Annotated in this window: 18 protein-coding genes; 4 read left to right on the forward strand and 14 right to left on the reverse strand. The window is 38.5% G+C overall.

The features are described from left to right. Window position 1: 1 nt before the first annotated feature. The 7 genes from ABR854_RS20600 to rpmH form a co-directional block, all read right to left on the reverse strand. Window positions 2-1,174: an FG-GAP repeat domain-containing protein gene (locus ABR854_RS20600; RefSeq protein WP_350267740.1), complete on the reverse strand. Its 1,173-nt coding sequence runs from the start codon at window positions 1,172-1,174 to the stop codon at window positions 2-4. A 26-nt stretch (window positions 1,175-1,200) separates the two neighbouring features. Beyond that, entirely contained in the window at window positions 1,201-3,963 is a 2,763-nt protein-coding gene (locus tag ABR854_RS20605) for a PVC-type heme-binding CxxCH protein (protein WP_350267741.1), read from the reverse strand. A 90-nt stretch (window positions 3,964-4,053) separates the two neighbouring features. Continuing rightward, a complete protein-coding gene (locus tag ABR854_RS20610; RefSeq protein ID WP_350267742.1) occupies window positions 4,054-4,686 on the reverse strand; it encodes a 3-keto-disaccharide hydrolase in 633 nt (210 codons plus the stop codon). 98 nt (window positions 4,687-4,784) lie between these two features. After that, entirely contained in the window at window positions 4,785-5,222 is a 438-nt protein-coding gene (locus ABR854_RS20615) for an SRPBCC family protein (protein ID WP_350267743.1), read from the reverse strand. 78 nt (window positions 5,223-5,300) lie between these two features. Beyond that, window positions 5,301-5,870, reverse strand: a complete 570-nt coding sequence (locus ABR854_RS20620; protein WP_350267744.1) for a Crp/Fnr family transcriptional regulator — start codon at window positions 5,868-5,870, stop codon at window positions 5,301-5,303. Between the two features lie 67 nt (window positions 5,871-5,937). Continuing rightward, a complete protein-coding gene (locus tag ABR854_RS20625) occupies window positions 5,938-6,438 on the reverse strand; it encodes a ribonuclease P protein component (protein WP_350267745.1) in 501 nt (166 codons plus the stop codon). Between the two features lie 34 nt (window positions 6,439-6,472). Next, on the reverse strand, window positions 6,473-6,628 hold the full coding sequence (rpmH, locus tag ABR854_RS20630) for a 50S ribosomal protein L34 (protein ID WP_015029776.1): 156 nt from the start codon (window positions 6,626-6,628) through the stop codon (window positions 6,473-6,475). A gap of 97 nt (window positions 6,629-6,725) precedes the next feature. Between rpmH and ABR854_RS20635 the strand changes: the two genes are divergently transcribed. Both ABR854_RS20635 and ABR854_RS20640 read left to right on the forward strand, forming a co-directional pair. Next, the gene (locus ABR854_RS20635) at window positions 6,726-8,165 is read left to right on the forward strand and encodes a M61 family metallopeptidase (protein ID WP_350267746.1); all 1,440 of its coding nucleotides are present in this window, start codon (window positions 6,726-6,728) and stop codon (window positions 8,163-8,165) included. 87 nt (window positions 8,166-8,252) lie between these two features. Then, window positions 8,253-8,660, forward strand: coding sequence for an acyl-CoA thioesterase (locus ABR854_RS20640; protein WP_350267747.1), 408 nt, complete (start codon window positions 8,253-8,255; stop codon window positions 8,658-8,660). An 87-nt stretch (window positions 8,661-8,747) separates the two neighbouring features. Here ABR854_RS20640 and ABR854_RS20645 read toward each other — a convergent pair whose 3' ends face one another. After that, window positions 8,748-10,397 carry an amidase gene (locus tag ABR854_RS20645; RefSeq protein ID WP_350267748.1) on the reverse strand — a complete coding sequence of 550 codons (1,650 nt, stop codon included), beginning with the start codon at window positions 10,395-10,397 and terminating at the stop codon, window positions 8,748-8,750. Window positions 10,398-10,525: 128 nt separating this feature from the next. On the opposite strand from ABR854_RS20645, the gene ABR854_RS20650 reads away from it, so the two are divergent. Beyond that, window positions 10,526-11,770: a M20/M25/M40 family metallo-hydrolase gene (locus tag ABR854_RS20650; protein WP_350267749.1), complete on the forward strand. Its 1,245-nt coding sequence runs from the start codon at window positions 10,526-10,528 to the stop codon at window positions 11,768-11,770. A gap of 282 nt (window positions 11,771-12,052) precedes the next feature. On the opposite strand, the gene ABR854_RS20655 is transcribed toward ABR854_RS20650, so the two are convergent. Continuing rightward, a complete protein-coding gene (locus ABR854_RS20655; protein WP_350267750.1) occupies window positions 12,053-13,855 on the reverse strand; it encodes a DNA polymerase III subunit gamma/tau in 1,803 nt (600 codons plus the stop codon). On the opposite strand from ABR854_RS20655, the gene ABR854_RS20660 reads away from it, so the two are divergent. Beyond that, a complete protein-coding gene (locus tag ABR854_RS20660) occupies window positions 13,854-14,324 on the forward strand; it encodes a VOC family protein (protein ID WP_350267751.1) in 471 nt (156 codons plus the stop codon). The genes ABR854_RS20655 and ABR854_RS20660 overlap by 2 nt on opposite strands. Here ABR854_RS20660 and ABR854_RS20665 read toward each other — a convergent pair. From ABR854_RS20665 to ABR854_RS20685, 5 genes are all read right to left on the reverse strand, one after another. Then, window positions 14,321-14,857, reverse strand: a complete 537-nt coding sequence (locus ABR854_RS20665) for a hypothetical protein (protein ID WP_350267752.1) — start codon at window positions 14,855-14,857, stop codon at window positions 14,321-14,323. The two genes, ABR854_RS20660 and ABR854_RS20665, sit on opposite strands and share 4 nt — an antisense overlap. 152 nt (window positions 14,858-15,009) lie before the next feature. Next, a complete protein-coding gene (locus ABR854_RS20670) occupies window positions 15,010-16,275 on the reverse strand; it encodes an adenylosuccinate synthase (protein WP_350267754.1) in 1,266 nt (421 codons plus the stop codon). A gap of 118 nt (window positions 16,276-16,393) precedes the next feature. Next, window positions 16,394-16,861 carry a Fur family transcriptional regulator gene (locus tag ABR854_RS20675; RefSeq protein WP_305952934.1) on the reverse strand — a complete coding sequence of 156 codons (468 nt, stop codon included), beginning with the start codon at window positions 16,859-16,861 and terminating at the stop codon, window positions 16,394-16,396. A 190-nt stretch (window positions 16,862-17,051) separates the two neighbouring features. Further along, a complete protein-coding gene (locus ABR854_RS20680) occupies window positions 17,052-17,573 on the reverse strand; it encodes a hypothetical protein (protein WP_350267755.1) in 522 nt (173 codons plus the stop codon). A gap of 30 nt (window positions 17,574-17,603) precedes the next feature. After that, window positions 17,604-18,128, reverse strand: a complete 525-nt coding sequence (locus ABR854_RS20685; RefSeq protein WP_350267756.1) for a hypothetical protein — start codon at window positions 18,126-18,128, stop codon at window positions 17,604-17,606. Window positions 18,129-18,148: the final 20 nt, after the last annotated feature.

Here is an 18,148-nt window from a genome sequence, read left to right on the forward strand (position 1 = left end):
CTTACTTCCCTTTTTTCTTCAAATTATTTTCTAATAAAAACACGCCATTTTTATTCACAATAATAATGTCGAGTTTGCCATCTTTATTCATATCGGCAACCGTTACGTTAAGCCCCGAGCCTGAATCATTATCAATGATGTGTTCGGTCCAATAAGGTTGCTTTTTAGAATCAAACTCGAAATACATCAAAATCGGAGCATCAGCATCGCCAGCATCTCTGCCATTATGTGCCAAATAACGTTTACCTGTAATGTATTCTTTCTTTCCATCGCCATTCAAATCGGCCATAATTGAAGAGTGAGTTTGGGCAGTAGTTGTGCTAATAGTGTGGGTTTTGAAATCAATTTTTCCATTTTCGTTGATTTGCTCATAATACCAAACCCCCAAAGCGTGAGCCGATGCCGCAACGACATCGTTTTTGCCATCGCCGTTTAGGTCAAAAACTTGCATGTGAGAGCATGGTTCGCCCAAATTTGCTGGGTGAAACTCCCAATTTCCCCCATTGAGGTCTTTTGTGCCTTGATACCAACCTTCACGAATCACTACGTCTTTTATTCCATCATTATTAATATCGCCATAGCCAATTCCGTGCGAAAACATCTCTGTACCAGCCACTTTTTCCTTTGTTAAATTAAATCTTTTCCACGTGGTTTCGCCTTTTTTACTCGGTGATTTTAGCCAAACAATTTGTTTTTTGGCTTTATCTCCGCATAAAATATCCAATCTTCCATCGCCATCAATATCCACAAAATTGGGCGATTCGTTGGCAATTCCCACCGAATCGGCAATGATATGCTTTTTCCATTCGCTTACTTGCTGTTTTTTTGGGTTTTCAAACCAAAAAGCGGGTTTCCCAGGGTAATCAATAATCACTACGTCGTCCCAGCCATCAAGATTTACGTCCATTCCGAAATTAAGGAATGAATTGCTGTATTCTTCACGAGGTTTGAATACTCTCGAAGGAGCCATTTCGTGACGAGTCCAATTAGGGGCTTCAAACCAATAATAACCCGCTACAATATCAAGTTTACCATCTTTGTTCAAATCAGCCACAGCTCCACCTTCTGATAGAAATTCTCTTGAAAGTACAGTTTTTTTGAAATCTTGGGCAAAAGCAGCAAATGATGCTATGCTCAGGCTATATTGTAGGAATATTTTAAAATATTTTTTCATCTTAATTATCAGTCTAAAATTTTGGATTAATGATTGTGGTTGTGGTTTCCGCTATCAGTGGTTGAGTTATTCCCTGTTCTTTTTTTCATGTACTCCAAAAACTTAGGAATTGGGCTTTTTTCTGCCATCTGAATCGCTCTTTTGGCATCAACATCAGCCAAAGGCTCGGCAGCATACCAAATCATCAACGGTAAATTATGGTCAGCAATATCTTCTGTTTTTTGAGCGAGAGCCTCCACTACTTCCCAACGTTTGTTTGGCTCGATTCTTTGCATAGCCGACGCCAAATAAAGTCTCACCAAAGCTGATTTGTCAGTTTTAGCCATTGTTCCAAATTGTTTTAAAGCATCGGCCGAAACGGTATTGTTTTCAGCCAAAAACTGTATTGCCCAACTTCTGATATACTCACTTTGATTTGAAAGTAAATCTATCAATTCTTTCTCCGAAAGGCCGTTAGTTACATAAAGTGTCCACAAAGCCCTAAGTTTACGACTAATATCTGGATTTGTATTCAGAATGACTTTTAGGGCATCATGCACTTGCTTGTTCCCTCCTCTTTCTTGCAAAATTGTCCTTGCCTGACGCACATACCATTCATTCGGATTTAACTGATAATTCACCAATTCTAAGTCAGTTGCTTTGCGTAAATCGGCTTGAACCCATTTATCGGTTTCGTAACTAATCTTAAAAATCCGTCCCATCGTTTTGTCATGCACATCAGGATTTGAACTATGGCATTGGTTTTTATCATACCAGTCAATTGCAAAAACTGACCCACTTGGGTCGTATTTGAAATTGAGCCACTGCGACCAGCTATCATTCATTGGCATAAAATCTTTTTTGTGCTTTCCTACATAGCCCGAGCCTTCACGGGTCAGCTCATCAATGTTCAATCTCGCACCATTAATATTATTCATGAAAATATTATTGCGGTATTCTTTCGGCCAATTATTTCCACCCAAATATATCATTGCTCCTGCGTGAGCGTGTCCGCCACCAGCGGCTGCCGAGCGGAAATTTCCCGCATGAGGCCCACGGTCGCCCAAATAATGGGCATGATCGGCAATGGTTTTAATATCATCATAGATATATGGATTGAAATGCTTGCCACCTTGACGCACATAACGCCCACCTTGAATCATGTGGTATAAATGCGGAATCACGCAAGCCGTAATAAAAGCATGTCCATAATCATTGAAATCTAAACCCCACGGATTACTTGTGCCTTCGGCAAAGAGTTCAAAAATATGCTTCATTGGATGGTATCGCCAAACACTTGCGTTGAGTTTGATACGTTGGTCGTCGGGAGTACCAGGTTTTCCAACTTTTGAATGGGTAAAAACTCCATGTGTACCATAAAGCCAGCCGTCAGGCCCCCATCTTAGGCTATTGAGGGTTTCGTGCGTATCTTGTGTTCCCCAGCCATCTAAAAGTTTTTGAGGCTCACCCGTAGGTTTATCGGTAGTAAAATCGGTCGGAATAAACAATAAATAAGGAGCAGCTCCAACCCAAACGCCACCCATGCCCACTTCAATACCACTAACAAGATTCAGACCTTCAATAAAAACTTTACGACTATCGAGTGTTCCATCACCGTTTGTATCTTCAAAAATCAAGATTCTATCACGCCCTTGACCTTCGGGGGCAGGTACTGGATAAGTATGCCCTTCTACGACCCAAAGCCTTCCACGCCAGTCAATCGTAAAGGCAATCGGGCGTACAATATCGGGTTCGGCAGCGGCCAAAGTAATCTTAAAACCTTTCGGTGGTATCATGGCTTTTGCGGCCTCAACTCCTGAAAGTCCAGCATTGATAACGGGGTCGAGTGGTGGTAAAACAATAATATCTTTTTGAAATAATTCGTTTTGAAAATCTGGTCGTGAAGGATAAAACAAGAAATTATCAAAATTGATATGGGCCAATTTATCATCTGAGATGTACGGTATTTGCGAAATACCAGTTTCTTTATCTATAATTCTGACAAAGATATTTTTATTGAGGTATTTTCTTAAATCAACCACTACTGGCTGAAGATTAGCTCTCCCCTGTCCAGTTGATTGAAAAATAACTTTTTTGGTATCTGCTAAAACAATTTCTACACGAGTATCTTGCAAAGCCCCACCCGATACCATAAACGAAGCGTAAGGTTGCGTTACAGCAAAAGGCACAGAAGTAAGTGTTCCCGTCAATTTATAATTAACTGTTCCGCCTGAACTAAGGAAGTTTTTACCTTCAAAACCAATCGTCATATCTTTATCATGAATGGGTGATGGGTCAGTATTAATTAACGGACTTGCAAAGGCATCGCCAGTGGCAGTCCAATCACGTAAATCACCTGTTTCAAAGTTAAGATTGAGGGGTTTACCATTCTTCATGGGTAATTTACCTACTACAATTTTTTCAATTATTTCGCCTTCTACTACTTCCAATTTCCCGACCATACCAGCGGCACGATGGCCAGGAACAGTACAATAATAAGTATCGTTTTTATCAGCTACAAAAGTGATGCTCGATTTTGAGCCTTTTTCAGAAACGGTCCCGCTTTTAATGCCCAATTTCTCTAAGGCAATATCGTGAGTCATTACTTCTCCATTGACGATATTAATTCTTACTCGACTCCCTTTCTTTACTTTCAACGTAGGATTTCTTGTACCATTCTTGAAAAAATAGCCCAACATGGTGGTTTCGAGTGTGAATTCTTTGTCGATTTTTGTGGTATCTTGGGCATAGACCGAAGGGAGAATAGTCACCCCCAAAAGCAGGAGCAAAAGGAAACGTGATTTGTACATAGTTTTGATTTTAAGGTTGAATAGTTTTGTCGTAATTTTTTCGATGCCTGAGCGAAGTCGAAGGCAACGAAATCGCTCAAGCATCTATGATTAAGGTAATTCTTGCATATAAATATCTTTGAAGGCAACTTGGGCAGCTCCGCCTCCGTGAATTTGTAGGCCAATGAGTCCTGACTGTGGAATTGTTAGGTCAGGTTCTGTGTAATCGGTTGTTTGTTTTCCGTTGATGTAAATTCTAATTCGTCGATTTTCAGCTCGTAGTTCGTAGTCGTTCCAATCGTTTAGTTTTATAAATTGCTGCGTAATTTTTGCATCTTGCCCAGCAATCGTTTTGTTTCTTCGAGATTCATCGTAGAGTGTTCCCCAATAATTTTCTCCGTAATCTGCCTGATAACCAGTCATTTCATAAGCAGGGTCTTTCAAACGTTGGCTACGAAACTGAATGCCCGAATTGATAAAACCCTTATTTCCAGATAATTTCACTTTGAGTTTGAGTATAAAATTAGCATAGCTACGAGTGGTACAGATAAAATCGTTGTGTGGCACATCTTTATCCAGAAATCCACCCACTAAAGCACCATTTTCGATACGCCAAGTGTTTAGGGTGTCTCCTTCCCAGCCCTTAAATGTTTTTCCATCAAAAAGTCGAACACTTTTTTGGGTAGAATTGAATGCAGAAAGTACGCAAGCAAGTAATACGAAAGCATACGAGAATGTTTTCATTTGGTTTTAGAGGAATGAGGTTGAATAGTACCACTAAAATAAATGAAAATTTTGGCTAAACTGCTTATTATCAAATAATATTTGAGAATAAATTAATGCTACAAACTCTCCACTCTTTTTTTCAATGCTTCGTTCATTGACTCAAAACCTTCTTTGGTATTTACATCAAGCATTTTCTTGAAAAGTGGAATAAGAATTCCTCCGAATTTTTCGCTTTGAATAAATGTCGTTGTTCCATCAAGATTATCAATCAGTTCAAAAGAATGTTCTCCATCAAATAAACCTTTAATGAATAAATGTCCCAGCCAAACAAACTTTTTGTTGGCTTCAAATACCAAAACTTTGGGCTTGAATGTCATTCCACTGGCTTTGGGTGGCTCTAATCTGGCCGTGATTGTATTACCAACTTGTACATCGCCAGTCAGCGATTTTATGAATGGATTCCATGCAGGATAAGTACTAAAGTCGGTTAAAACCGTCCACACTTGTGCAGGATTTGCTTTGATTTTTATTTCGGTGATAAGTTCTTTCGCCATGATTTTTTGTGTTTAAAAGTTTAATAACACAAAGTTCAGGCAAAAAAAGCAGGCTTCTCTTGATAAAAATCAAGAATTTCAGTGCATCGTCTTTTTTCTGATTCGACTAAAAGTTTCGGGAGTCATACCGAGCATTGAGGCTAAATATTGCAGCGGGACTTGATTGAATAATGCAGGATTAAAATTATGAAAATGCTGGTAACGCTCTTCGGCTGTCATCGAAAGGTGTGTCATGATTCGTTCTTCAAGAATATTAAAACAACGAGTAATAAAAAGTTTTTCTAACTCTTGCCAACGAGGAATTATTTGTCCAATTTGCTTATAATCAGCATGTTTAATTACATAGACATCGGCATCGGTCAGGGCATGAATATTCCATCGAGCTGGTTGCTGGAATACAAAACTTGATAAATCAACAGTAAAATAGCCTTCGGTCGAAATCCATTTCGTAATTTCTTTACCATCGGCATAGACAAACTCTCGCAAAATACCCGATTGCACAAAACCAAGTCGGTCGGAGATTCTTCCCGATTTTAGAAAAAAATCGCCCTTTTTAAGTTTTACTAATTCAAAAAACGAACTAATTTTCTGCAAATCGTCAATCGGAATTCCGAAATAAGACTGGATGTATTTTTCGAGAGCAGTCATTTCCAAGACACGTTTATTTTTATATTTTGATTTTCAATTTATCAAAGATATAAACTATACTGAAATTTCAGTTGACACTCACCTTCTTCAAGGCACTTTTCATGCCTTTCTCGATAGCTTTATACTCTTCGATTCCTTTACCGATGTAGATAAATGCTATATTGAAATTTCCTGTAAGTAGTTGTTTATGAAGACGATAGGCTTCTTTCATTCGGCGACGAATGAGGTTGCGGTCAACAGCATGCTTAAACTGACGCTTAGGAACGGAGAATAAAACTTGGGTAGGAGTTTGAGAAGAAACAACGCCATCAATCTCGGTTGATGGTTGAGGCTGAAAAACCACACGCATCGGGTACGAAAATACACCTCCATTGGCAGAATTTTTCCTGTCAAAAAGGTTTTCGATTACCTTCACACTGCAAAGACGCTCGTCTTTTTTAAATGTTTTCTTCATGTGATGCGAACCAATACGTTCGCCTTTACAAAAATCACTAACTGAACGAAGTAAAACTTCATTCCAAAATAAAAAAAGCCACCAATAAGGCGGCTCAAATATCTTTATTATCAAATAGATTGATAAAATTCTATTTCAAGAAAAAATCTTATTTATGCTTTTTCTCGTCAGATACAGTTAATCTTTTTCTGCCTCTTGCACGACGTGCTGCCAATACTCTTCTTCCATTAGCAGTTTCCATACGCTCACGGAATCCGTGTTTGTTACGACGCTTTCTATTTGATGGTTGGAATGTCCTTTTCATTATATTTTTGTTATTTTTGTTCTTGGAATCTTAAATTCGGGAGTGCAAAAGTACTACTATTTTTTAAAACCACAAAATCCTTACGAAAAAAAACTGTATGAACTACAAAATATATTCAAAAAACAAGGCTTCTCACTTCATTGACATCGAATGTAATATCGAAAACATCAAAATCGATGAAATTGAACTTCAATTACCCGCATGGCGACCTGGCCGCTATGAACTCCAAAATTTTGCTAAAAACATTCAACTTTTTGAAGTTTTCGATGAAAAAGGACAAAAATTACAAACCTCAAAAATAAGCAAAGACCGCTGGAAAATACAAACCCACGGAGCAAAAACCATTACGGCAAAGTATAATTACTATGCAAATTTAGTAAATGCAGGAAGCAGTTTTGTTGATGAAAATATTTTGTACGTAAACCCTGTAAACTTGTGCATTTATGCTGAAGGATATATTAATAACCCTTGCACTTTAGAATTATACAAAGCTGATAATCAGGAAATTGCAGGATTAAATGACCAACATGAATTAGAAAATAACCGAGTAAGTATAGCTTTTAATGATTTTTATCATTTGGCCGATTCTCCGTTTATTGTCAGTTCAAATCTGAAACATGATTTTTATGAGGTCGGAAAAATAAAATTTAACATTTGGTTTGAAGGGAATCTTTCGAGAGAATATCTGGGTAGAATTAGAACTGATTTCAAGAAGTTTACCGAAGAGCAAATCAAACTTTTTGGCGAATTTCCCGAAAAAGAATATCACTTCATCACTTGGATTTTGCCCGTACCATATTATCACGGTGTTGAACATCGCAGTTCTACCATGCAAGTTTTGGGGCCAGATAGCCAAGACTTCGATGAACTTTACATTGATTTACTCGGCTTGGCATCGCATGAACTTTTCCATACTTGGAATATCTGCAAACTTCGCCCCGCTGAGCTTCTCCCCTACGATTATACGAAGGAAAATTATTTCCCGACTTGCTTTGTGGCAGAGGGCGTAACGACCTACTACGGCGATTTGATGCTCTACCGTTCGGGCGTTTTCGACCAAAAACAATACTTTAAGGAATTAGAAGCCTACTACAAACGTCATTTCGACCACGCCGACCGTGCCTCACAATCGCTCGTCGAATCTTCGTGGGATTTGTGGCTTGATGGTTATACCCAAAGCATTCCCGACCGCAAAGTTTCGGTGTATCATAAAGGAGCAGTTGCCGCTCAGATTTTAGATTTACATATCCAGCGAATATCGCACAAAACTCGCTCAATTGATAATGTAATGGAATTGATGTGGCAGCGTTTCGGAAAATCTGAAAACGGAACGCCATTGAAAGGTTATACTATGCAAGATTATCAAGATATTTGCGAAGAAGTGGCTGAAGAATCGCTCGATTGGTATTTTGAAAAATGTATTCTCGGCACCGAATCTCTTTTTGATTTATTGAATGAATACTTACAAGACCTTGACTTGCAGATAGTTAGAAGCGAAGAAGACTTGGTAAAATTAGAAATAATAAAAAACAACTAATTTATAAGGACGACTTTCATAATTTTACAAAAACTCAGAACCGCCTGGGCGGCTACGTCATAATTCAGAACTTAGAACTATTAAAGAATGTATTCATTCGATTATAATTACCGAGTCCGCTACGCCGACATCGACCAAATGGGCTATATGTATTACGGAAACTACGCCAAACTTTACGAAATTGGTCGTGTTGAAGCCCTACGTTCGTTGGGTTTACGTTACCGAGACTTGGAAGAAACAGGAATCATTATGCCCGTTTACGAAAACAAATCTCGCTTTATTTCTCCAGCCAAATACGATGATTTAGTAACTATTCGAGTGATTATTAAAGAATTACCGAAGGTAAGAATAGTATTTAATTACGAAATCTACGACGAGCAGCAAACGCTCTTACACACTGGCGAAACAACATTGGTCTTTGTAAGAACATCAAATAATCGAATTGCCAATTGCCCGAAAGAAATTACAGATAGATTATTGCCTTTTTTCCAGTAGAGCAATTTCCCAAATTGCCCAAAACAAATGAGCCACTTCAAGAAAGAAATGGCTCATTTTTAGTACGTAACAATTCAGAGAATTGTTTTACAACTTCGGATGCTTTTTATGGAAATCTGTTGCATCTTGATAAGCTTTGGCAACTTGCAAAAGCTTCGCTTCACCAAATAATTTACCCATAAAAGTAATACTGACGGGGCGACCTTCAGCACGGAAACCATTTGGTAAAACTACACACGGATGCCCCGTAAGGTTTGTCATAGTCAAATTTTTGCTAAACGATGGAGTGACATAAACATCAAATCCTTTCAAGGTTTTATCTAATTCTTGAATCAATAAAGTACGATGACGATTGGCTTGCAAATACTCAACAGCAGGTACAAATCGAGCCGAACGGAAAGCATTGGGCCAAGCATTTTTGTTTTGTCTAACCATCAAATCATCTTTGCCCGAGCGAGTCAACTCATCAAAAGCAGCGGCCGCCTCTACCCCCAACAAAAAGCTAATTTCGTTCGATGGCAAAGTAGGTAATTCAATCGGAACCAACTCCGCACCGAGTTTTTTGAGTGTAACTAACGTAAGCGAATCAGTTGTTTTGTTGGGGTAACGTCGCTCAAAATCACTTTTCACATAGGCAATTTTCATGCCTTTAATACTTTTCGTTCCATCATAGTTAAACGGAGCTTTCATACAAGTAAAATCTTGATTATCAACCCCTTGAATTACATTTTGCACAATTGCACAATCTTCAACGGTTCGGCAAATTGGCCCCAATTTATCCATACTCCAACTTAGAGCCATTGCACCCGTGCGAGGCACACGCCCGAATGTTGGACGCAAACCCGTAGTTCCGCACTCAGTAGAAGGCGACACAATCGAACCCAAAGTTTCGCTACCAATAGCAAAAGGTAACAGTCCAGCCGAAACAGAAGAGGCCGAACCCGCCGAAGAGCCACTCGAACCACGCTTCAAATCCCACGGATTAAGGGTTTTTCCACCAAACCAAACATCACCCATGGCCAATTCTCCCAACGTTAATTTTGCACATAGCACCGCTCCTGCTTGCTCCAAACGCTGAATCACGGTGGCGTCTTTATCAATCATTTGGTCTTTATACGGCACCGACCCCCAAGTAGTTTTATAGCCTTTCACGGCTAATAAATCTTTCGCACCGTACGGAATTCCGTGCAGAAATCCACGGTATTTCCCTGCCTTAATCTCGGCATCGGCTTGAGCAGCTTGTTTGAGTGCCAAATCTTCGGTAAGCGTAACTACGCAATGCAGCTGAGTATCGTATTTTTTTAATCTTTCCAGAAAAAACTTTGTCAGTTCTACCGAAGTAATTTGTTTGGTTTTGAGCAATTCACCCAATTCTCGTACCGAATAAAATGCCAAATCTTCACGATTTGAGGGCAATTTTACGGCAGAAGTCTGCGAAGCCTTAAATGGTAAATAGTTCTTTTCAAATTCAAAACCTACGGGAAGTGGATTGAAATACAGTGCTGGCGAAACGCTATTATCAAGTGGCACTTTTCGCATCGCTTCAAAATCTTTCTGATTATCTCGCAAATCATTGAGCATCGAGTCAGCCTCTGCATCGGTAAAATCGAGTCCTAAGATTTTTTCGGCTTGGTTAATTACATCAACCGTCAAAGGTGGATTTTCGACAACTTTTGTGATAAATGCACCAAGGCCAAGCGATAACACACAGGCAATAGGAAGGATAAGTTTTTTCATGTTTATTGATGAGTTAAGCTCACAATTTACTAAAAGTTTGGTATTGAGAAAATGAGTTTTTAGATTTTATTATTAGAACTAAATTGTGAGTATATTTGATTTTCAGTTTATCAACAAAATATCAATCAATGAAAAAAATATTCTATTCAGTAAGTCTCTTTACGCTGTTTTTAGCTCCCCCATCGGGGGCTGGGGGGCTACTTTTCGCACAAACCCCGAGCAGTATCCAAAAACATATTAATTATTTAGCATCGGATAAACTCGAAGGGCGTGGAACAGGTACGGAAGGGGGAAAAACAGCAGCTAAATACTTAGAAAAACAATTCAAAAAAATTGGCTTGAAACCCTATGGCGATAAAGGAACTTACCTACAAGAATTTCCTGCCAAAAAAGGTTTACCGCCTAATGTTAGCTACGTGCAAGCGACCAATGTGGTCGGTTTTTTGGATAATGGTTCAGATAAAACCATCATCATTGGAGCACACTATGACCACCTCGGCAAAGGCGACCAAGGGAGTTCGCTCGAAGCAAATTCGGTGGGAAGTATCCACAACGGAGCCGATGATAATGCCTCTGGAACGGCTGGTTTGATAGAAATGGCCAAGTTTTACGCTAAAAACAAAATCAAGGAAAAACACAATTTCTTGTTCATTGGTTTTTCGGGCGAAGAATTGGGTCTGATTGGCTCAAAATATTACGCAGATAATGCAACAATCGACTTAAAAACTGTCAATTGTATGGTAAATATGGACATGATTGGGCGTTATCGTGAAGATAAAGGCTTAACGATTGGCGGCTGGGGAACGAGTAGTTTTTGGGGAAAGAACATTCCACAACTGGCTATAAATCAAGGAGTTAAATATAACGTTGACTCGGCAGGAGTTGGTCCATCTGACCACACTTCTTTTTATCTCAAAAACCTTCCAGTGCTGTTTTTCTTTACTGGAGCTCACCAAGAATATCACAAACCAAGCGATGATGCGAATCTGATTAATGCCGAAGGCGAATTAAAAGTTTTAGATTTAGCCAAAAGTATTATTGAGAAAATAGAAGAAGCTCCGAAACTTGATTTTATACAAGTGGCCAATAATCCACACGCTGGCAACGCCCGCAGTAGTTTTAAGGTAACGATGGGAATTATTCCAGATTATGCTTACGACAAAGGAGGCGTAAAAATAGATGGTGTAACGAAAGGTCGTCCTGCCGAAAAAGCTGGCTTGCAAGCGGGTGATGTAATTATGAAACTCGGAGAAAACGCAACCACCGATGTACAAGAATATATGAAAGCACTCGGAAAATTTGAAAAAGGTCAAACTATTGATGCCGAAGTAAAACGTGGAGCAGAAAAATTGATTTTGAAGATTACTTTTTGAGTTTTCAAGTTAAATACATTGAGCAGTATATCATCCCTTTGGGATTTAAGACTGGGTGTTAACCTATTTTTTATAATCATAACATCCCTTCGGGATTTAACTCATACAATCAATCCAGAAGGGATGTTATGATGATAGCAATTAAAATGAAAATCAAGCACAATTCCGAAGGGATGATACAATAAAAACTCTGAAATCAATCCAGAAGGGATGCTATGATTATATCAATTCAAATGACAACTAACGTCGGCATGGTTTTGAACCATGCCGACGTTGATTATGTTAAAACACTAACTCCAAGCCCAATTTATCTCTCAATTCCAACAAAGCAGGATTTTTATTGGCTAAATATTCAAATTTTTCTTGGGCAGTGTATGGCCGGCGTTCGGTTGTAGTTTCCACAATTTCTGAGGCGATTTGTATGGAAGTATTTCTCAAACGTTGACGTAAAAAAGTAGCCAATTCTTGCTTTAATTGAACCAACGTATCCATCTGAATCTGGTTATCCAATTGCAACTTGAAAGTTGTACCTTCCAAAACAAATTCACGTTTGAGCATCACTTTCAAAGTCTCAATGTCTCGCTCATTAGCAAAGGCAAACAATGCTTGTTGAGCTGCTTCATAAGTAAAAGCCTCACTATAATTCGGCAAAGCTGGCTCATTATCAACACTTTGCACCTCAGTTTTTGGATTAAACACCGCAGTCTCAATATCAACTGTAGAACGGAGTTTTGAAGAAGCCATCGAAGGACGAACAGTAGGCTGTACGCTCGGTGCAGGACTCGGCACAGTTGGAGTAACTGGCCTTACTGGCATAGCTGGAATCGACTGTACATAGCTTGGCTGTGCTTGCGAAGTTGTGGTTGGTGTAGCAGCAGCCACGACCGCTTTTGGTTCTGAACTCTCAGCCCTCACTGGAATTGGCGAAACTACTGAATTACTATTTTTTTTTTCGTCCCCGTTGTTGGGTAGCTCGCTCAAATTCAAAACTTGATTAATCTGCGAGAGTTTCATCAAACCAATTTCAACATGCAAACGCTGATTTTTGGCCGATTTATAATTTATATCAAGCTGACTACCAATACTTAATGAAGAAAAAATATAACCCAACGATAACTTCGCCGCCTGTTCGACATATCGCTGCTGAATAGATTCGGCTACCTGCAAAAGTTTTACCGTTTGCGGGTCTTTACTTACCATGATATTTCGGAAATGCTCATTCAAACCAACCACAAATTGGTGTCCATCAAAGCCTTTCTCCAAAATTTCATTATATAATAAAAACGCTTCCGATACATTTCCAGCCGATAAGGCATCGGTCATTCGGAAGTAATAATCATAGTCGAGAATATGTAAATTTTCTAAGACAGCCTGATATGTAAGTCCATTACCTGAAGAAAACGTTACGTTCAAATCAAACATCGAAAGGGCATCACGCAGACCACCATCGGCTTTCTGAGCAATGAGTTCAAGTGCCTGATAATCAGCTTTTACATTTTCTTTCGCTGCGACATTAGCCAAATGTTCAGCAATGTCTTTTATCTGAATACGGTTAAAATCAAAAATCTGACAACGACTCAGAATCGTTGGCAAGATTTTGTGTTTTTCCGTGGTTGCTAAAATGAAAATGGCATAGCTTGGCGGCTCTTCGAGGGTTTTTAAGAAGGCATTGAAAGCCGCCTGCGAGAGCATGTGAACCTCATCAATGATATAAATCTTGTATTTGCCCGACTGCGGAGGAAAACGCACTTGGTCGGTAAGATTTCTAATATCTTCAACCGAGTTATTAGAAGCAGCATCAAGTTCGTGAATATTAAACGAAGCATTATTATTGAAACTCTTACAAGACTCACACTCGTTGCATGGAGAAATATATTCGGTGAGATTTTGGCAGTTAATAGTTTTGGCCAAAATTCTGGCACAAGTTGTTTTACCTACACCACGAGGCCCACAAAACAAGAACGCCTGTGCTAAATGATTCGTGCGAATGGCATTTTGCAAAGTAGTTGTGATGTGCGACTGACCTACAACTGTATCGAAAGTGATAGGGCGGTATTTTCGGGCCGAAACAACAAATTTTTCCATGACGCAAGTTACAAAAAAAATGGAATTTTATGAGATATTCACGCTCAGAATCGCACGATTTATTTACTTTTGTGGCGAAAACCCAATGGACAATATGACCAACAAACTGACAATAAAGGCATTTAACCACGTAGCTATACAAATATCTGATATTGAAAAAAGTCGAGCTTTTTACTCAGAAACTCTTGGATTAGAGGAAATTCCTGCCCCAGCTTTTGATTATCCTGTTGTTTGGTTTAGTTTAGGAAATGGCCGAGAAGTACATCTGATTGGTAGAAAACCCGAAGCTACTTTTACTCCAGTGAGGAGTAATCATTTTGCACTCGAAGTGAGCGATATATATTTGGCAGAGAAAATTCTGAAAGAAAATGGAGCGAATTGTTTACCCATCAAATCTCGTCCCGATGGAATTTTACAGTTGTTCTTGACCGACCCTGATGGGAATTTTATTGAACTATGCGAAATTTAATTTCCAAACATCGCTTTCAAAGCTCCCCAAAGGGTCTTTTTCAAATCGAGGTTTGTATCAAGTACACGAAGTTCGTCAGACAATAGAAAATCAACCCCAGAAATATTTTTAGGTTGGTAAATATTGAGCAGAATATTCCAGTTTATTTTACCGAGACCTACACCAAAACTTACAAATTTCTTCGTAACATTCTGCGATAAAAACGACTGATAATCAAGCGTTTGAACTTTACTCAATTCTACTAAATCAACTTGGTCAATCGTAAGACCAATTGCTCCGAGAATTTTCACCAAAAGTGCTTTTTCGGAATCTGAAATCGTATCGATCAGAATCAAAACTTGATTTCGGAATTTGAAAGTCGGAATAACTGGCTTCGACACTTCTTTTGGCGGCACTGAAGCAGGGACAGATTCTTGCACAATCACTTTTTGCTCAATAACAGGCTTAGTTTCCGCAACTTTTGGGCTTTCGGAAACTACATTTCTGTAGAGTGTTTCGGTACTAAAAAGATAATTGGCAAGATTTGAAGTCATCTTCTTAAAACTTGTAAAACAAGTCTCCGACTTGTTTCTGTTTGCTATTCACAAGTTAGAACCGGGGTTGCGTTCAACCTTGTGTTACAAAATAAAAGTGCCACACTTTTTAAATATGGCACATTTAAAATTAATATGAATTACATCTGCTCTTAACGCAAGATAATTTCTTCACGGTCAGGACCAGTTGAAATAAAGCTAATTGGCACTTGAAGCTCGGCTTCTAAGTAAGTTACATAATCAGCCAGTTCAGCTGGGATTTCGTCAAATTTACGCATTCCTTCAAGTGAGCAAGCCCAACCTTTGAATGTTTTGTAGATTGGCTCCACATCAGTATCAGTCAAATCAAAAGGCATTTGCTCGGTGATAGTACCATCTGGTAAGCGGTAGTGCGTACAGATATTTACTTCATCTAAGAAATTTAATACGTCAACTTTCATCATAATCAATTGCGTTACGCCATTGAGCATGATACTGTATTTGAGTGCTGGCAAATCTAACCAACCTGTACGGCGAGCTCGGCCAGTTGTCGCCCCAAACTCACGTCCTTCTTGACGGATTTTTTCTCCAAGTTCGTTATCTAATTCGGTCGGGAATGGTCCACTCCCTACACGTGTGCAGTATGCCTTGAAAATTCCGTAAACCTCTCCTACTGTATTTGGTGCTACTCCCAAGCCTGAGCATACACCCGCAGCGGTTGTATTTGAACTCGTTACGAATGGATACGAACCAAAATCAATATCAAGCAAAGAACCTTGAGCTCCTTCGGCCAATACCTTTTGACCACTTTTTATTGAAGCGTTTACCACATATTCGGTATCTTGTAAATCAAATTCTTTGATAAACTCAAGAGCTGCGAAAAATTCTTTTTCTGCCTCGGTTAGGTCATACTCAAAGTGATGAAAATCTAAGATTTGTGTATGTTTCGCTACTAAAGCCTTGTATCTTTCGGTGAAGTTTGGCGAAATAATATCACCTAAACGTAAACCTTGGCGAGCAACTTTATCAGAGTATGCTGGACCGATACCTTTCAAGGTTGAGCCGATTTTGGCATCTCCTTTGGCTTTTTCGTAGGCGGCATCAAGCAAACGGTGCGTTGGAATAATTATCGCAGTTTTCTTAGAAATAACTAAGTTTTTCTTCAAATCAAGGTTATATTTTCCTAAACCATCAATCTCTTTTTTGAAGATAATTGGGTCAAGCACAACGCCATTTCCGATGATATTTAAGCAATCGGTGCGGAAAACACCTGATGGAATTTGATGCAACACATGTTTATTGCCGTTGAATTCGAGTGTATGTCCAGCATTAGGGCCACCTTGAAAACGTGCAACTACTTGATAATCAGGAGCAAGCACATCAACAATTTTGCCTTTGCCTTCATCGCCCCACTGTAAGCCTAAAAGAATATCAACCATTTTATCAATTAAGAATTAAGAAGCGGTACGCCGCCCGTTAGAATATAAGAATTTTTCGAGTAGAAAAAAATGCTAAAATTCAATGTATAAAAATCTATTTTTTTTTAAGTCCGTAAAATCAAGAAGCCGCTTTATTCTCACAATTTTCTCGCTCACAATTCCCATAAAAAATCAGTGAATGGTGCATCACTTTAAACTTTAGCATATCACCAACCATGTTTTGAATATTTTGAACACGAGGGTCACAAAACTCCATTACTTTATGGCAGTCAACACAAATGAGGTGGTCGTGCTGCTTCGAGCCATAAGCCTTTTCGTATTGAGCTAAATTTTTACCAAACTGATGTTTTTTCACTAAATCGCATTCAACCAACAAATCGAGGGTATTGTAAACCGTGGCACGGCTTACTTGATATTTCTTGTTTTTCATAGAAATATATAAATCTTCTACCTCGAAATGGTCATTTCTTGAGTAAATCTCTTCCAAAATAGCATATCTTTCGGGCGTTTTACGGAGCAATTTTGTCTCCAAATAAGCCGTAAAAATACTTTTTGCTGATTCAAAATTTGAAGGAGTAGAAACCATTTTATTAAATGCGTTTGACTATGATTTTAGGATAAAATTACTAATAAAATACAGAACTTCCATGATTTAAAAACTTATTGAACAAATTAGCTACGTTTATTTCAATCAATTCTTAAATAAATACCAAAAGCACCGAGTTTTCTCAGTGCTTTTGAGCAATTATAGCTATGCTAAAAATATTTTTTCAAGCTCACTTTAGTAAAATAGAAAAACCTAAACCATTGTTATCAGTGATACCAAACTGTACTTTATGAATGTAGCTGGTCTTTTTGCTTTCGTGTAGCTTAGCATTGTAAATATCAACAGCATGTTGGGCAAGTTCATTAGATGATTCTACCATGCTCAAACCACCCACGACCAAACCTAAACCTATCAATAATTTAGGCAAACTTCTGATTTTATAGTCAACCTCTTTGCCATCTACAACAGCAGTCGCATCTTTTCCTTTTAATGCAACGTATGCTAATCCTACACCACCAACGGCCACTACTGGCCCGATGGGCTTCAAGATATTAGACCACGTATATTTAATTCTCGACTGTTCGACGTCTTTAAATATTTTGTTTGTCCTTTGAATAGAAAGCTTTACACCATCTTTATAAATATAAGTCGATAAAAATCCTCTTTTAGCATATAAAGAATCCTTTTTCTGAGCAAAAGCATTCAAAGAACATACACATATAAAAAATAGCAACACTGCTTTTTGTTTCATCCGAGATTTAATAAATTTTTCTTCTACTATTTATTTTAAGGAAATCGAAAACCCAATTGACTTGCTGTCCGTAATTCCAAACTGAATATTATTGATGTAACTTGTTTTTCGGCCTTCCTTCAGCATTTTATTATAAACATTCACCGAACTAAATGCCAGCAGTTTTGATGATTCAATGATACTATACCCCAAGACGACTAAACCAACACCGATAGAAAGCTGAGGTAAACTTACACTTTTATAAGTAACACGGTTACCCTCAACAGTCGTAATAAAATTTTTTCCCCTAAATGCCACATAAGTAAGCCCTACACCTCCAAGCGTAACTAATGGCCCGACTGGTTTAAGTATATTTGCCCACTTATACTTTTTTTTAGGAAGGTAAGTATCATGAAATAATGCTACGACTTTTTTTCTTGAAAGTTGTACACTGTCCTTAAATATATGAGTTTTCAGAAAAGCCTTTTGTGCATACAAGGTATCTACTTTTTGTGCAAAAACAGTATAACAACTTGTACAAATAAATATACAGACAAAATATGCTTTCCTAAACATACCTAAGTAGGGTTACGGTT

The organism is Emticicia sp. W12TSBA100-4 (genome assembly GCF_040253585.1).
Lineage (GTDB): Bacteria > Bacteroidota > Bacteroidia > Cytophagales > Spirosomataceae > Emticicia.

Excerpts from the sequence above, each read along its gene's own strand:
- ABR854_RS20610 (WP_350267742.1), bottom strand. The coding sequence starts at position 4,686 with ATGAAAACATTCTCGTATGCTTTCGTATTACTTGCTTGCGTACTTTCT.
- ABR854_RS20635 (WP_350267746.1), top strand. The coding sequence starts at position 6,726 with ATGAACTACAAAATATATTCAAAAAACAAGGCTTCTCACTTCATTGAC.
- ABR854_RS20640 (WP_350267747.1), top strand. The coding sequence starts at position 8,253 with ATGTATTCATTCGATTATAATTACCGAGTCCGCTACGCCGACATCGAC.
- ABR854_RS20660 (WP_350267751.1), top strand. The coding sequence starts at position 13,854 with ATGACGCAAGTTACAAAAAAAATGGAATTTTATGAGATATTCACGCTC.
- ABR854_RS20685 (WP_350267756.1), bottom strand. The coding sequence starts at position 18,128 with ATGTTTAGGAAAGCATATTTTGTCTGTATATTTATTTGTACAAGTTGT.
- ABR854_RS20665 (WP_350267752.1), bottom strand. The coding sequence starts at position 14,857 with ATGACTTCAAATCTTGCCAATTATCTTTTTAGTACCGAAACACTCTAC.
- ABR854_RS20600 (WP_350267740.1), bottom strand. The coding sequence starts at position 1,174 with ATGAAAAAATATTTTAAAATATTCCTACAATATAGCCTGAGCATAGCA.
- ABR854_RS20650 (WP_350267749.1), top strand. The coding sequence starts at position 10,526 with ATGAAAAAAATATTCTATTCAGTAAGTCTCTTTACGCTGTTTTTAGCT.
- rpmH (WP_015029776.1), bottom strand. The coding sequence starts at position 6,628 with ATGAAAAGGACATTCCAACCATCAAATAGAAAGCGTCGTAACAAACAC.
- ABR854_RS20670 (WP_350267754.1), bottom strand. The coding sequence starts at position 16,275 with ATGGTTGATATTCTTTTAGGCTTACAGTGGGGCGATGAAGGCAAAGGC.
- ABR854_RS20655 (WP_350267750.1), bottom strand. The coding sequence starts at position 13,855 with ATGGAAAAATTTGTTGTTTCGGCCCGAAAATACCGCCCTATCACTTTC.
- ABR854_RS20615 (WP_350267743.1), bottom strand. The coding sequence starts at position 5,222 with ATGGCGAAAGAACTTATCACCGAAATAAAAATCAAAGCAAATCCTGCA.
- ABR854_RS20620 (WP_350267744.1), bottom strand. The coding sequence starts at position 5,870 with ATGACTGCTCTCGAAAAATACATCCAGTCTTATTTCGGAATTCCGATT.
- ABR854_RS20645 (WP_350267748.1), bottom strand. The coding sequence starts at position 10,397 with ATGAAAAAACTTATCCTTCCTATTGCCTGTGTGTTATCGCTTGGCCTT.
- ABR854_RS20605 (WP_350267741.1), bottom strand. The coding sequence starts at position 3,963 with ATGTACAAATCACGTTTCCTTTTGCTCCTGCTTTTGGGGGTGACTATT.
- ABR854_RS20675 (WP_305952934.1), bottom strand. The coding sequence starts at position 16,861 with ATGGTTTCTACTCCTTCAAATTTTGAATCAGCAAAAAGTATTTTTACG.
- ABR854_RS20680 (WP_350267755.1), bottom strand. The coding sequence starts at position 17,573 with ATGAAACAAAAAGCAGTGTTGCTATTTTTTATATGTGTATGTTCTTTG.